This is a genomic window from Nocardiopsis endophytica (genome assembly GCF_027706725.1).
GTDB lineage: Bacteria > Actinomycetota > Actinomycetes > Streptosporangiales > Streptosporangiaceae > Nocardiopsis_A > Nocardiopsis_A endophytica.
On the sequence record NZ_JAQFWQ010000093.1, the window covers coordinates 13151 to 28080 of the forward strand.

Sequence of the window (14930 nt, forward strand, 5' to 3'; positions counted from 1 at the left end):
ACGTCACGATTCAGCATCCGGATGCCCTAGGTTGGTCGGGGACCCCGGAAAGGAAGGGCGACTGAGCCGTGGACCTCATGCAGTGGACGGGCATCGCGATATCGGTGCTGGTGGCGACGGGTCTCGTTGCGGTCGTGCACTGGCTGCTGACCCACCAGCTCTCCAAGGTCTGGACCCTGGCCGAGTACCTGGTGAACCGCTGCCGCTACTCGGCGTACGTCGCCGCGGCCGCGATCGGAGTGAACCTCTCGCTGCCGAGCGTCTCCGAGATGGAGGACCGCTCGCTGTACGGGCCGATCACGCACGCGCTGGCCATCGCCATGATCATCGGCATCACCTGGCTGGCGACCTCGGCGGCCTACGCGGTCACCGACGCGGTGCTGGCCAAGCTCGCCGACAGCAACGGCGACGCCGACCGGCGCGCCCGCCGGCTGCGCACCCAGGTGCGGCTGACCCGGCGCGTGGTGACCGGCGTCATCGTGGTGATCGCCACCGCGGCCGTGCTGTTCACCTTCGACTCGGTGCGCCTCCTCGGGGCCGGGCTGCTCACCTCGGCGGGCGTGATCGGCATCGTGGCCGGCATCGCCGCCCAGTCGACCCTGGGCAACCTGTTCGCCGGGCTCCAGCTCACCTTCGGCGACGCGCTGCGGATCAACGACATCATCGTGTTCGAGGGCGAGTGGGGCCGGGTCGAGGAGGTCAGCCTCACCCACGTCACCCTGCGCATCTGGGACGAGCGGCGGCTGGTGGTGCCGGTCGCCGACTTCACCAGCAAGCCCTTCGAGAACTGGACCAAGCACGGCACCGAGATCACCGGGACGGTGATGCTCCAGGTGGACTGGGAGGTGCCGATCGAGGAGATCCGCCGCGAGGTGGGCGCCTTCGTCACGGCGCACCCGCTGTGGGACGGGCGCCGCTGGTCGGTGCAGGCCACCGACGTGCTCGAAGGGGCCGTGCAGCTGCGCGCCGTGGTCACCACCGCCGACTCCGACGCGCGCTGGGACCTGTGCTGCGACCTGCGCGAGCACCTGATCACCTACATCGCCGAGCACTTCCCCGAGGCGCTGCCGCGCCGCCGCACCGAGTTCATCGGCGCCGACGGCGAGGCGGCCGAGCGCGCGCTGCGCTCCGAGGAGGGCGAGAACGGCAGGGCCGCCGTCTTCTCCGCGGCGATCGGAGGGCGGGGCCGGTCGGCCCAGGCCCCGGACGGGCCGCTCAGCGGTGGCGGCCGCCGCCAGGACGGGTCCGACGACGGCGGAGACGACGGGGGCGGCGACGACGGGGGCATCTAGCCCTCTCCGCCGACGGCTCCGGCGAGGACGGCGGCCCCGACGAGGACGCGGCGGTCCCGGCCGATCCGGCCGCGCCTCCGCCGAGGCCGGCAGCGGGCCGCGTCAGGCCCCCTGCTCGCCCTCCAGGGTGATGTCGGTGCCGTCCACCGTGATCTCGAAGCGCTTGAGCGGCTCGGTGGCCGGGCCCTGCACGGGCTCGCCCGTGGACAGGTCGAACCTGCTGCCGTGGCACAGGCAGTGGATGTCCTTCTCCACCTCCTGGATGGTGCACCCCGAGTGCGTGCACACGGCGCTGAAGGCGCGGTACTCGCCCTTCTCCGGCTGGGTGAGCACCAGCTTGCCGCGCACGATGACGGTGCCGCCGCCCTCGGGGACGTCACCGGTCTGGGCCACGACGTCGCCCATGAGGGCGTCCTGCGGCTCGGGCTCGTCCCGGCCCCCGCACCCGGCGGCGCCCAGCGCGGCCGCCCCGGCCGCCCCGGCGGTCCCGAGCATCCGCCGCCGCGTCATCCCGCAGCACGATCCCCCCGCGCCCATGCACGGCTCCTCTCCCCGACACCGCGTCTTCTACTACGCGGCGTAGTCCTTTATGCCTCCGCCAATCTAATACCGGCGGCGGGGTGCCGCGAACGGGGGTGGGGGCGGGGCCGGGCGCGGGGCGCGCGAGGGGCTCAGCCGGCGCTGAGCACCACCGTTCCGGCGACCTTGTCGTGGAGGCCCTGGCGGTTGGGCCGGTCCCACAGCGGCCACAGGCCGAACAGCACCAGGGCGACCAGGGACAGGGTCCACATGGTCGGTACGGAGAACGCGAAGACCAGCGGGAGCCACAGCAGTGCGCCGCGCGCCACCGACGCCAGGACGGGGAGCGGGCCGGGGTAGCCCCCGGCGGACAGTGGGCCCACCCGCAGCCCCAGGATGCGCATGCCCAGGGTCATACGCCACCGGGTGACCGACACCGCCTCGTAGGAGGTGCCCACCACGAACGCCGCCACGGAGGTGAGGATGAAGAACCGGGACTGCAGGCCGCCCCCGCCGCCCAGCGCGACGATCCCGGTCATCATCAGCCCGAGCACCGCGCCGACGAGCAGCGCCGGCAGGGCGACCACCAGGATGTCGATCAGGCGGGCGAGGAAGCGCGGCCCCCAGGGGGCGAGCGGGGAGCGCGACGGCGCCCAGGACGGAGCATGGCTCATGGTCCGACCCTACCGAGCCGCTGCACGACGCTCGTTCCGGCGAGCCTGTCGTGCATGCCGCGGTGGCCCGGCCGGTCGATCAGCGCCGAGAACACCGCGTAGACCGACGCCATCAGCGCGACCAGGTTGAGCAGCGGGATGTAGTAGACCAGCAGGTACCCGAAGAGCACGGCCGAGCGGATCAGCACCGCCTTGGGCTCGGGCGGGACGGGGTCCAGGCGCACCTTGGCCATCAGCTTGCCGGGGGTGGCGCCGTACACGCCGGTCAGCACCACCTCGTACCCGGCGTAGACCGCGAAGGCGGCCACCGACAGGGCGACGGCCCCGACCACCGTGGGGTCGGCCGCGTCCGCCCCGCCGGGCAGGACGAGGTCCAGCCCGGCGGTGACCGCCAGTTGGATGCCGGTGGCGATGACCAGGTCCACCACGCGGGCGACGACCCGCCGTCCGAACAGCGCCCACTCCCCCGGCGCACCGGTCTTCTCCGTGTCCTCGGTGTCCTCCACGCGCTCAGCCTAGCGGCGCGCTCAGAGGATCTCGGCGAGGAAGCGCCCGGTGTAGGAGGCCGGCACCTGAGCGACCTCCTCGGGGGTGCCCTCGGCCACCACGGTGCCGCCGCCCGAGCCGCCCTCGGGGCCCATGTCGATGATGTGGTCGGCGGTCTTGATCACGTCCAGGTTGTGCTCGATGACGATGACCGAGTTGCCCGCGTCGGCCAGCCGGTTCAGCACGCCCAGCAGCTTGCGCACGTCCTCGAAGTGCAGGCCGGTGGTGGGCTCGTCCAGCACGTAGACGGTGCGGCCGGTGGAGCGGCGCTGCAGCTCGGTGGCGAGCTTGACGCGCTGGGCCTCGCCGCCGGACAGGGTCGTCGCGGGCTGGCCCAGCCGCACGTACCCCAGCCCCACGTCGTTGAGGGTCTGCATGTGCCGCCGGATGGCGGTGATGGGCTCGAAGAACTCCAGCGCCTCCTCGATGGTCATGTCGAGGACCTCGGCGATGTTCTTGCCCTTGTAGTGCACGTCCAGGGTCTCCCGGTTGAAGCGCGCCCCGTGGCACACCTCGCAGGGGACGTACACGTCCGGCAGGAACTGCATCTCGATCTTGAGCGTGCCGTCGCCGGAGCAGGCCTCGCAGCGGCCGCCCTTGACGTTGAAGGAGAACCGGCCCGGCTGGTAGCCGCGCACCTTGGCCTCGGTGGTCTGGGCGAACAGCTTGCGGATGTGGTCCCACACGCCGGTGTAGGTGGCCGGGTTGGAGCGCGGGGTGCGCCCGATGGGGCTCTGGTCGACGTGCACGACCTTGTCGACCTGGTTCAGCCCGTTGACCCGGACGTGGCGGCCGGGCACCGCGCGGGCGCCCTGCAGCTCCTTGGCCAGCACCTTGTACAGGATCTCGTTGACCAGGGTGGACTTGCCCGACCCGGACACGCCGGTGACGGCGGTGAACACGCCCAGCGGGAAGGCGGCGTCGATGCCCTTGAGGTTGTTCTCCCGGGCGCCGCGCACGACCAGCTCGCGGCCCTTGGTGCGGGGGCGCCGCACCGGCGGCACCGCGATCTCGCGGCGCTTGGACAGGTAGTCGCCGGTGGCCGAGTCGGGGCTGTCCAGCAGCTCCTTGACGGTGCCCGAGACCACCACGGACCCGCCGTGCTCGCCGGCGCCGGGGCCGATGTCGACCACCCAGTCGGCGGCGCGGATGGTGTCCTCGTCGTGCTCGACGACGATCAGGGTGTTGCCGATGTCGCGGAGCCGCTGCAGCGTCTCCAGCAGCCGGAAGTTGTCCCGCTGGTGCAGCCCGATGGAGGGCTCGTCCAGGACGTAGAGCACGCCCACCAGGCCCGAGCCGATCTGCGTGGCCAGCCGGATGCGCTGGGCCTCCCCGCCGGAGAGCGACCCGGCCGGGCGCTCCAGGCTCAGGTAGTCCAGGCCGACGTCGAGCAGGAAGCCCAGGCGGGCGCTGATCTCCTTGAGCACCTGGGCGGCGATGGCCCGGTCGCGCTCGCTCAGGTCCAGCTCGCGCAGGAACGCGGCGGCCTCGTCCAGGGGCAGCGCGGCCACCTCGGAGATGGAGGCGCCGCCGACCTTGACCGCGAGCACCACGGGCTTGAGGCGCTTGCCGTCGCAGGCGTCGCAGGGCACGGTGCGCATGTAGCCCTCCAGCCGCTCGCGGCTGAAGTCGCTCTCGCTCTCGGAGTGGCGGCGCTTGATCCAGGGGATCACGCCCTCGTAGGAGGTGTAGTAGGAGCGCGTGCGGCCGTACCGGTTGCGGTAGCGCACGTGCACCTGGGTGTCGTGGCCCTCCAGCAGCGCCTTGCGGGCCTTGCGCGGCAGCCGCTCCCAGGGGGTGTCCAGGTCGAAGCCCATGGCGTCGGCCACGGCCTGCATGAGGCGGCCGAAGTACTCGGCGGCGTGGCCTCCCGCCCACGGGGAGAGGGCGCCCTCGTTGAGGGACTTCTCCGGGTCGGGCACGACCAGCTCGGGGTCGACCTCCATGCGTGTGCCCAGCCCGGCGCACTCGGGGCAGGCGCCGTAGGGGGAGTTGAAGGAGAAGGAGCGCGGCTCCAGCTCCTCGAACGACAGGTCGTCGTAGGGGCAGTACAGGTGCTCGGAGAAGACCTTCTCGCGGTCGGCCGTCCCCTGCTCGGCGTCGACGAAGTCGAGCACGATGGTGCCGCCGGCCAGCTTGAGGGCGGTCTCGACCGAGTCGGTGAGGCGCTTGGCGGCCGAGGCCTTGACGGTGAGGCGGTCGACGACGACCGAGATGTCGTGCTTCTCGGTCTTCTTGAGGGTCGGCGCCTCGTCGAGGCGGACGGCCGCGCCGTCGACCACGGCCCGGGTGTAGCCCTTGGCCTGGAGGTCCTTGAAGAGCTCGGCGTACTCGCCCTTGCGGCCCCTCACCAGGGGGGCCAGCACCTGGAAGCGGGTGCCCTCGGGCAGCTCCATGACCCGGTCGACGATCTGCTGCGGGGTCTGGCGGGCGATCTCGCGGCCGCACTCGGGGCAGTGCGGGACGCCGATGCGCGACCACAGCAGGCGCAGGTAGTCGTAGACCTCGGTGATGGTGCCGACGGTGGAGCGCGGGTTGCGGCTGGTCGACTTCTGGTCGATGGACACCGCCGGGGACAGGCCCTCGATGAAGTCGACGTCGGGCTTGTCCATCTGGCCCAGGAACTGGCGGGCGTAGGCCGACAGCGACTCCACGTAGCGCCGCTGCCCCTCGGCGAAGATGGTGTCGAAGGCCAGCGAGGACTTGCCCGACCCGGACAGCCCGGTGAAGACGATCATCGCGTCCCGGGGCAGGTCGAGCGAGACGTCCTTGAGGTTGTGCTCGCGGGCACCCCGGATCACCAACTGATCGGCCATGTCGCTCCATCCGCCGGTATCGGCACGGGCGCGCCGGTGGGCGCGCGGGGACGTCGAAGGCTGTGGCCCTCAAGCCTAAGGGGGGGTCGGTGACGTCCGGGCGACGTTCGCGCGAGAGCCCCGCGAGGGCCGTGGCCTTCCTGGTCAACGCGTCGCGGGCGGGGATTCTTCCGGGCCGGGGAACGCGTCGTGGCGCCCGCCGGACCGGCGGGCGCCACCAACTATAGACGAACAGCCGTTCGAGCGGCAGCCGCCGCGGCGGACCGGCCCGCTCAGGTGGTGCGGTCGGCCGAGACGCCCTCGGCGTCGCCGTCGCCCGGGCCGCCGCCCGCGGAGGCCTCACCCTTCGGGGCGCCGCGGGACTTGAGCAGGCTGGCGATGATGGTGACGGCCATCACGCCGATGATGACGGTCAGCGAGGTGGCGATGCCGATCTCGGGGACGTGCACCCCGTTCTCGTGCAGGGCGTGCAGGATCATCTTCACACCGATGAAGGCCATGATGACCGACAGGCCCCAGCTGATGTAGACGAGGCGGTCCATCAGCCCGGCCAGCAGGAAGTAGAGCTGGCGCAGCCCCAGCAGGGCGAAGGCGTTGGCGGTGAAGACGATGTAGGCGTCCTGGGTGAGGCCGAAGATCGCCGGGATGGAGTCGACGGCGAAGACCAGGTCGGTGACGCCGATCGCGACGATCACCATCAGCATCGGGGTGACGTGGCGGCGGCCGTTCAGCCGGACGGTGAGCCTGGCGCCGTGGTAGTCGTCGGCCACCGGCCAGACCTTGCGCACCATGCGCACGGCGAAGCTGTCGGAGTAGTCCTCGTCCTCGTCGTCGCCCTTCATGTGGTCGCGGACGATCTTGATCGCGGTGTAGATGAGGAAGGCGCCGAAGAGGTAGAAGACCTCGCTCCAGGCGTTGATGGCCTGGGCGCCCACGGCGATGAAGATGCCGCGCATGACGAGCGCGATGACGATGCCGACCAGGAGCACCTCGTGCTGGTACTTCTTGGGGACGGCGAAGGCGCCGATGATGAGGTAGAAGACGAAGAGGTTGTCGACGCTCAGGCTCTTCTCGGTGATGAACCCGGCGAAGTACTCGCCCGCGGCGGTGGCGCCGCCGAAGTACCAGAGGCCGAAGCCGAAGATGACCGCGATGGCCATGTAGAAGGCGGCCCACCAGGCGGCCTGCTTCATGCCGAACTCTTTGGGCCCGCTCTTCTTGCTCCACGGGTGGTCGACGATCGCGAGGTCGACGGCGAGGATGGCGACCATCGCGCCGATGGTGGCGAACCACACCCAGGTGGGGACGTCCATGGAGTTCTCCTCCGGTCGAAGGGCCCGTTCATCGGGCACGCTTGCCAACCGGAGGTCTCTCCCGCCCCTGTTGGCAGACCGAAGGCCTGCCTCATCTCAGGGACCGGCGGCACCGGGCCCGCGCCATTGCGGACCGTGATGACGACACCGCCGTCGGATAGGGATACTCCCCTCACGCCGGATCTCGGGAGGGCACACGGAACGAGGCCCGCGCCTCCGCGGATCCGCCCCCAATGATGCCACCCGTTCCGGGTTCCGTGAACACCGTATGCGCCAATGTCGCGTCAAACACGTCGTGTCGGACCGGCGGCGCGCACGCCGGGCCGCTCTCCGGCGGCCCGGACCGGCCCGGGGTGCGCCGGGGTGGGCCGGGCGGCTCACCGCGTCAGGCGGTCGTACAACGCCTCGAGCTGGTCGGCCGTGTCGTCCTCGGTCGGCAGGTGCTTCGCGGCCTCGCGGGCCCGGTCGGACATGCGCTCGGCCAGGCCCGGCTCCTCCAGCACCCGGCGCATGGCCGCCGCGAGCGCCGCCGGGTCGCCCGACGGCACCAGCAGCGCACAGTCCTCGTACAGGTCGGCGATACCGCCGACACGGGTCGCCACCACCGGCAGCCCGGCCCGGAGCGCCTCCATGACCACCAGCGACGGCCCCTCCCACCGGCTCGGCAGGACGAACGCGTCAGCGGCGGCGAGCAGGTCCCCCACGTCCGTGCGGTGCCCCAGCAGACGGACCGGCGCCCCTTCCGCGCGGATGCGGCGCTCCAGCCCCTGACGGAGCGGCCCCTCGCCCGCGATCGCCAGGATCGGGCGCGTCCCGCCCGCGACCGCCGCCGGCACCGCGTCGAGCAGCACCTCCAGGCCCTTCTGCGCGGCCAGGCGGGCGACCACCAGGAGCAGCGGCCGGTCGGGACCGACGCCCAGCTCCGCGCGGACCCGCGCCCGGGGGCGCTCCGGCGGCGCCAGCGGAGGCGCGGCCACCACGGCCCGGTCGGTGCGGCGCGCCCCCAGGGCGCGCATCCGCTCCACCAGGTCACCGGAGACGCCCAGGACCGCGTCGGCGCGCAGGGCCACCACGCGCTCCAGCGCCGGGTAGACCAGCGCGCGCGGCCCGGACAGGTCCGGAGGCGCGTTGTGCACCGTCACGGCCAGGGGCCCAGCCCCCGCCGAGGCGCACAGCGCCCCCGCCCGCACCCCGTGCGCGTGCACCACATCCGCTCCGGAGACCAGCCCGGACAGGCGGGCGGCGGCCACCGCGTCGCGCAGGGGGCGGGGTCCCGCGCCGATCTCCACCGGAGCGAAGCGGGCGCCGACCCGTTCGAAGGCGAACAGCCCGCCCACCTCGGACGGGGCCAGCACCGCGACCCGGTGCCCGCGCCCGGCCAGCAGCCGGGCCGCCGAGCGCACGTGGTTGCCCACCCCGCCGCTACTGGTGCCCAGGACCAGTGCGATCCGCATCCCGCTCCGCCTTCCTCGCCGTCAGTCCTCTCACCCTCGCCGCCGCCGCGCGCACCGACCGCACGTCGACCGCCCCGGCCACCGCCCCGAACCCCACGAGCGCGATCCCGCCCGACACCGCCACCGCCACCAGCGCCGGGGCCGCCCCGGCACCGTAGTCGCCCAGCAGCCCGGCCGACCACCACCCGGCGGCGAACCCGGCGGCCGCGCCCAGCGCCGCCGCCAGCAGTGAGCGCCCGGCACCGGCCAGCGCCCCGGGGCCGTGGGCGGCGCGCACCCCGGCGCCCAACAGCACCGCGGACAGGGTCAGTCCGAGGGCGGCGCCCGCCCCCAGCGCCGCCACCGTCCAATCGGGGGGCAGCGCGGCCACCAGGCCCGCCCCGGAGGCCATCACCACCGCCCACCCCAAGATCTGCGCCAGCGCGGCGCGGCGCCCGTGCCCGGAGGCGTACAGCGCCCGGCTCAGCAGCGCCACCAGGCCGAAGCCGACGATGCCCAGCGCGTAGGCGGGCAGCGCGCGCTCCAACGCGAGCGGGTCCTGGCGGGCGAAGAGCGCGGCGATCGGCCCGGCCGCGGCCGCCAGCGCGGTGGCCAGGCCGCCGGTGAGCACCACCACCGCCCGCACCCCGGCCGAGAGCACCGCGGCGAACCCGTCGGTGTCGCGCTCGCCGTGGCGCACCGCGAGGGCGGTGACCGCACTGGTGGCGATGGGCACCGCCACCACGCCGTAGGGCAGGGTGAACAGCGCCCATGCGTAGTTGTACAGCACCGCGTGCCCGGCACCGCCGCCCCAGTTGGCCAGCGCCACCGACAGCAGCAGGCTGAGCTGCATCGCCACCAGCGGCAGCAGCGCGGCCGCCGCCAGTGAGCGCACCTTGCGCCCCACACCGGGCGGGAAGCGCAGGCGGGGGCGCAGCCCCAGGCGCAGCCGCGCGGCGGGGAGCAGGGCGGTGAGGAACATGGCGGCGACCCCGAGCGTGGTCCCGCCCGACAGCACCAGCCCGGCCGTCGCCGGCAGCCGTGCCGCGTCGGCGGCCTCCTCCCCGGCAAGCGGCACGAACGCCACGTAGGCGGCCATCACCACCAGGCTGGACACCAGTGGGGCGAGCGCCGGGGCGAGGAACGCGCGGTGGGCCTGGAGGACGCCGTAGAGCACCGCCGCCAGCCCGTAGAAGAGCACCTGGGGGGCGAACACCGCGAGGAAGCGCGCGGCCAGGGACAGGACCGCGTCCCGGTCGCAGCCGGGGAGGGGGCCCAGCATGGCCGCCATCACCGGGACGGCCGCGGCGGCGAGCAGCGCGCTGAGCGGGACCGCGGCCACGACGACCCAGGTGACCAGGGCCGAGGCGGTCTCGGCGACGTGCCGCCGGTCGCCGCGGGCGGCGGCCGACGCCAGCACGGGCACGACCATCCCGGCCAGGGCGCCGCCGATGGCGATCTCGAAGAGCACGGTGGGCAGCTGGTTGGCGGTCACGTAGGCGGTGCCCACGCAGGTGTCGCCCACGGTCTGGGAGAAGACCACGGTGCGCCCGAACCCGGCGAGGCGGGCCAGCGCGGTGACCGCGGCGATCAGCGCGGCGGCACCGGCGACGCCCGCCCCGGCGCGGCGCAGGCGCACCGCCTAATCCCCGTCGGCGGGGGCGTCCGGGGCCCCCTCGGAGACCGCGTCGCGCGCGGCCCGCCCACGCTTCCCGCCACGGGTACGGGACGCGGCCTGCGACGCCGAGGTGTCGGCGGGCGGTTCGTGGAGGGCAGGCGGGTCGTCGTGAACCGCGGCCTCTTCGGAGCGCGCGAGGGGGACGTCAGACCGGCCGTTCGTACGCGCGCCGGGAGCCTCCTGCCCCGTCCGTCCGATGTCCACGGCTCCGCTGCCGTCGCCATTACCGTTGCGGTCGCCATTACCGTTGCGGTCGCCGTCGCCATCCGTCCCGTCGCTGCCCGGCTCACCGGTAGATGACGCGATCTCCCCACCGGAGGCACCGGGAGCGGTAGGAGCATCGACGGACGCAGCAGGAACACTGTCCGCCCCCTCGACACCGACCGTCGCGGGCCTCCCCCCCGACCGCCCGGCGCCCGCGCCGGCGAGGTCCGCAACACCGTCACCGGAGGAGCCGCTGCGCAGTCCGCTGTCCCCTCTCGGAGGCCCCGCCGTTCCCCCGTCGGCGCCACCGGCGGACCTGCCCTCGACCGCTTCGCCCTCCGCTCCACCGGACGGGGGCGGGCCGTCGGGGGTGTCCTGGAGGGTGTCCGGCGCGTCCGGAGCGGTGGTCGCTCCGGCGGAGTCGCCCTGGGCCGTGTCGCCTCCCTCTTCCCCGGGCCCGGCGGACGTGTCGGCCGGGCCCGGTCGGCGCCCCAGGCGGTCGAGGCGGCGAAGGGGCGGGGTGGCGTCGATGACCCGTGTGAAACTGACGAACTCGCTGGCGGCGGTCAGTGCGGCGGTCCCCGCCAGCAGGGCGACCCGTCCCTTTCGGGGCAGGCCCGCCGCGGCCACCGTTCCCAGCAGCGCGCCGAGCGCGTTGGCCCCGGCGTCGCCGAGCATGGCCCGCTCCCCCAGGTCGTCGGGGAGCAGGGCAGCGGTGGCCCCGCACAGCGCCCCGGCCGCCGGGGCCGCGGGTCCCGCCAGGTGAGCGGTACCGGCCGCGAGCACGGCCTTGCCCGCCCTCCCGGGGCGCAGGTCGAGAAGGTTGACCAGGTTGGCGGTCCCGGCGATGAGCACACCGTCGAGAACGGTGTCGAGGGGGCGGCGGCCGAGCAGTGCGGCGGCGGCCAGGCCGGTCGCGCCGATCCCGGCGATCTTGACCGCACCGGTGGTGACCTTTCCCCGGGCAAGGGCGCCCAGGTGGCCGCGGAAACCGCGGGCCTCGCCGCCACCGGACAGGTCGTCGTAGCAGCCGAAGGCGGCGGCGCCCGCCGTGGCCGTGACGGCGGCGGCGCGCTCGCGCCCGCCCAACCCCGGGGCGGCCAGCACCCCGGCGCAGGCGCCGACGGCGACGGCCGGGCCCTCGACGAGGGTGACGGGCTCACCGCGGAAGTTCGTGCGCGTCCACATGTCGCGGACGTGCTCGGGCAGGCGGAACAGGTCGCCCCCGGGTGAGCGCGCGGGCGTGCGGCCGGGAAGCGCGTAGGCGGCGCGGGCGGCCGCCGCGGACACACCGGCGGCGACGGCGGCGGAGGCGAGGCGCCCGAGCGCTCCGGGACCCGCCGCGGCGTCCGCCTGTCGGCACGCGGCCCCGTCCGGAGCCTTCCGATCAAAGAGGGGCATGGGGGCTCGCTTTCACTCCTGCTTCCGTACGTTCGGGCCTGCTACACGGGCCTGCTGTCCCGGGCCGGGGCCACCGCGCTCCCGGAGCGCGCCCCTACCCGGCCTGGGGGGTGCGGCGGTCGGCGGTCTTCTCCGTCCGCTCGCCCGTCTCGTCGGCCTCACGGGCCGGGGGCGGAGGGTCGGGAAGGAAGCCGTCGACCTCCTCCCCGGTGCCGTAGTGGCCCGGGTCGCCCTCCATCGCCTCGGCCAGGGCCAGCACCGCCGCCACGTCTCCGGAGGAGCGCCCCGTCGCGTCCGCCGTGGCGCTCGGCGCCCCCTCCCGGCGCACCCGCGCGATCAGCCCGCCCGTGCCCGCCGCCGAGGCGTCCCCGGCCAGCAGCGCCGGGCCGTCCTCGCCGACCGCCGCCACCAGCGGCAGCACCGCGTCGTTGCCGGGCGGCTCGGCCGCCTCGCCCTCGGGCGACGGCGAGGCGCCCGCCGGGAACGGGGTCGCGGGCGCGACCACCAGCACGGCGTCCGCGGCGTCCGCGGGCTCGCCCTCCACCGTCAGGAGCCCCGCCTCGGCGAACCCGGCCAGCACCGCCTCTCCGTCGATGCCGCCACCGCCCTCCTCGGAGCCCTCCTCGTCCTCGGAGCCGCCGTCCTCGCCCTCTTCGCCGCCCTCGGGCTCCGGGGCGACCCCGAGCGCGTCGGCCAGCCGCGCCGCCGCCCTCTCATAGGGCCCACCGCCGGCGCCCGACTCGTCGGCGCCCTCCGCGAGCTGGTCGGCCAGCTCCCCGACGAAAGTGGCCTGGTCGGGGTCGATGTACTTGTCGGCGAGGGCCAGGTGGCCCTCGACGGTGCCCCCGGCCTGCTCGACGCGCGCCTGCAGGCCCTTGCGGACCTCCTCGTCGGCGCCGGGCGCCGACACCACGACGACCCCCGTCCCGTCCAGCCGCCGGTCGAGCATGTCCTCGGCGTAGACGGCGGCCATCTGGTCGCCCCCGTCGTTGAGCGACTCGGCCCGCTCCTTCTCCGTGCGCAGCGTCTCGCTCTGCTCGCGCAGCTCGGAGGTCTCGGACTTGAGGGTGTTGAGCAGGGGGTCCTGAAGCATGGTGGTGCCCAGCACCAGCCCTACGGTCAGGGCGAGGAAGACGGCGACGATGGACACCAGGTGGTACCGGAAGTCGATCACGAGAACAGCCCCGTCAGCCAGTAGAGGAAGGCGTCCCAGCGCGCTCCGGCGTTGGCCAGGAACACCTGGCCCACCGGGGAGCTCCAGGCCGCGACAAGGATGGTGAGCACCGAGGCGGCCACCAGCGCCAGCAGGGACCACGGGGAGATCCGGCTGCGGTAGAGCCGGCTCACCCCCTTGGCGTCGACGAGCTTGCCGCCCACCCGCAGCCGTGTCAGGAAGGTGCTGGCCATGCCCGCGCGCCCCTTGTCGAGGAACTCCTCCAGGGTGGCGTGGGTGCCGACGGCCACGATGAGCTGGGCCCCGTAGTCGTCGGCGAGCATCATCGCCACGTCCTCGCTGGTCCCCGTGGCAGGGAAGACCACCGCCTCGTGCCCCAGGTCGGTCAGGCGCTTGAGGCCGGGGGCGCGCCCGTCCCGGTAGGCGTGCACGACCAGCTCGGCCCCGCAGCCCAGCACCCGGTCCGAGACCGAGTCGAAGTCGCCGACGATCACGTCCGGGCGGTACCCGGCCTCCATCAGCGCGTCGGCGCCGCCGTCCACGCCGATCATCACCGGGCGGTACTCGCGGATGTAGGAGCGCAGGGCGGCGATGTCCTCGCGGTAGTGGTAGCCGCGCACGACGATGAGCACGTGGCGGCCCTCGATGGGGGTGGCGATGCGGGGCACGCCGACGCCGTCGAAGAGCAGCTCGCGCTCGCGCTTGAGGTACTCCATGGTGTTCGCGGCGAACGCCTCGAGCTGCACGGACAGCCCGGCGCGGGCCTCGTCCATGGCGGCGGCCACCGACTCGGCGTCCTGAACGACGCCCTGGGCGACCGTCTCGCCCCCGCGGGTCAGGCGCCCGCACTCCAGGTGGAGCACCTCGCCCTCGCGCACCCGGGCGAAGACCTCCGGGTCGACCTCGTCGACGAGCGGGATGCCCGCCTCGACGATCATCTGCGGCCCCAGGTTGGGGTAGCGGCCGCTGATCCCGGTGGCGACGTTGAGCACCGCCGACACGCCGCACTCCACCAGCGCCTCGGCACTGACCCGGTCCAGGTCCGTGTGGTCGATGACGGCGATGTCGCCGGGGCGCAGGCGCTTGGTGAGGTTCTTGGTGCGGCGGTCCGCCCGGACGGGTGCGGTCACACCGGCGGAGCCGCCGTCCTTGGGGCGGCGGAACCGCGAGAATCGGGCGCCGAGCGCCGTCGGGACCTTCATTGCTCGCATACTGCCATGGGGGGCCGGGTGATCGTTATAACGGTGAGGTACACGGCGTGTTCACCCCGTGATCGCCTCCCCGGCTCCACCCGTTCCCGCGTGCAGAAAGGCCGATCCGGCCACAATGGCCGCTTTTGGCCGCCGGACGTGGGAGGACGGCCGGAGGGCGCCGCCCCGGGTAGCGCCCCCCGGAACAAGAGGCGAAACGGCGGCGACCGGGAAGGGCGGCGGCCCATGCGGCAGCGTTGTCGACCACCAGGCGTGCGGATGGTCGCCGTATGGGGCGGCGACGGCGGAACGCCAGTGGCTCCCAGGCCTTGCCTCCCGTCCGACAGGCCCCTCGCGGTCCGGGTCGGCGGGCGGCCAAGCAGGTACCCCGCTCACGGACCCCAGCCGAGCGGCAGGTCGGCGGAGTGTCGGGCGGGGGCGGCGACGAAGGTCGGCGGCGCTTCCGGCAGCGCTGTCGGCCACGGTGCGTGTGCGTGGTCACCGTGGATGGCAGCGACGGCGACAGCCGGGCGGTTCCCGGGCCCTGCCTGCCGGGCGGCGGGCCGCTCGCGGTCCTGGCGGCGGCGCAGCCGGGTGGGTGCGTGGCCGTCCGCGCTCGTGGCGCCCGCACCCCTGGTGCCCCTCCTCGTTGATCTCGGGGAAAACGCCCCTACCGGGCCGGTTTTAGCG

At 74.2% G+C, this 14930-nt stretch carries 10 protein-coding genes and 1 pseudogene; 1 reads left to right on the top strand and 10 read right to left on the bottom strand.

All coding sequences use genetic code 11. The annotated features are described in order from the left end of the window. Positions 1 to 68: 68 nt before the first annotated feature. Positions 69 to 1292 (top strand): mechanosensitive ion channel family protein, encoded by a 1224-nt coding sequence (locus tag O4J56_RS24630; protein WP_270689050.1) that lies wholly within the window; start codon positions 69 to 71, stop codon positions 1290 to 1292. Between the two features lie 102 nt (positions 1293 to 1394). On the opposite strand, the gene O4J56_RS24635 is transcribed toward O4J56_RS24630, so the two are convergent. The 10 genes and pseudogenes from O4J56_RS24635 to steA all read right to left on the bottom strand — a co-directional run bounded on the left by O4J56_RS24635 (position 1395) and on the right by steA (position 14252). Next, a complete protein-coding gene (locus O4J56_RS24635; RefSeq protein WP_270689064.1) occupies positions 1395 to 1802 on the bottom strand; it encodes a Rieske (2Fe-2S) protein in 408 nt (135 codons plus the stop codon). A gap of 161 nt (positions 1803 to 1963) precedes the next feature. Further along, positions 1964 to 2485 (bottom strand): RDD family protein, encoded by a 522-nt coding sequence (locus O4J56_RS24640; RefSeq protein ID WP_270689052.1) that lies wholly within the window; start codon positions 2483 to 2485, stop codon positions 1964 to 1966. After that, positions 2482 to 2991, bottom strand: coding sequence for an RDD family protein (locus O4J56_RS24645; protein ID WP_270689054.1), 510 nt, complete (start codon positions 2989 to 2991; stop codon positions 2482 to 2484). The genes O4J56_RS24640 and O4J56_RS24645 overlap by 4 nt, the downstream gene beginning before the upstream one ends. Positions 2992 to 3012: 21 nt before the next feature. After that, the gene (uvrA, locus tag O4J56_RS24650; protein ID WP_270689055.1) at positions 3013 to 5847 is read right to left on the bottom strand and encodes an excinuclease ABC subunit UvrA; all 2835 of its coding nucleotides are present in this window, start codon (positions 5845 to 5847) and stop codon (positions 3013 to 3015) included. 272 nt (positions 5848 to 6119) lie between these two features. Then, entirely contained in the window at positions 6120 to 7160 is a 1041-nt protein-coding gene (locus O4J56_RS24655) for a TerC family protein (protein ID WP_270689057.1), read from the bottom strand. Positions 7161 to 7537: 377 nt separating this feature from the next. Next, on the bottom strand, positions 7538 to 8614 hold the full coding sequence (locus tag O4J56_RS24660; RefSeq protein ID WP_270689058.1) for a glycosyltransferase family 4 protein: 1077 nt from the start codon (positions 8612 to 8614) through the stop codon (positions 7538 to 7540). Beyond that, positions 8583 to 10232 carry a murein biosynthesis integral membrane protein MurJ gene (murJ, locus tag O4J56_RS24665; protein ID WP_270689060.1) on the bottom strand — a complete coding sequence of 550 codons (1650 nt, stop codon included), beginning with the start codon at positions 10230 to 10232 and terminating at the stop codon, positions 8583 to 8585. Before murJ ends, O4J56_RS24660 begins: the two co-directional genes overlap by 32 nt. A gap of 702 nt (positions 10233 to 10934) precedes the next feature. After that, positions 10935 to 11876, bottom strand: a pseudogene (locus tag O4J56_RS24670) (hypothetical protein); the annotation flags it as partial. 94 nt (positions 11877 to 11970) lie between these two features. Then, positions 11971 to 13050, bottom strand: coding sequence for a copper transporter (locus tag O4J56_RS24675; protein WP_270689061.1), 1080 nt, complete (start codon positions 13048 to 13050; stop codon positions 11971 to 11973). Continuing rightward, positions 13047 to 14252, bottom strand: a complete 1206-nt coding sequence (gene steA, locus O4J56_RS24680; protein ID WP_270689062.1) for a putative cytokinetic ring protein SteA — start codon at positions 14250 to 14252, stop codon at positions 13047 to 13049. Before steA ends, O4J56_RS24675 begins: the two co-directional genes overlap by 4 nt. Between the last annotated feature and the right edge of the window lie 678 nt (positions 14253 to 14930).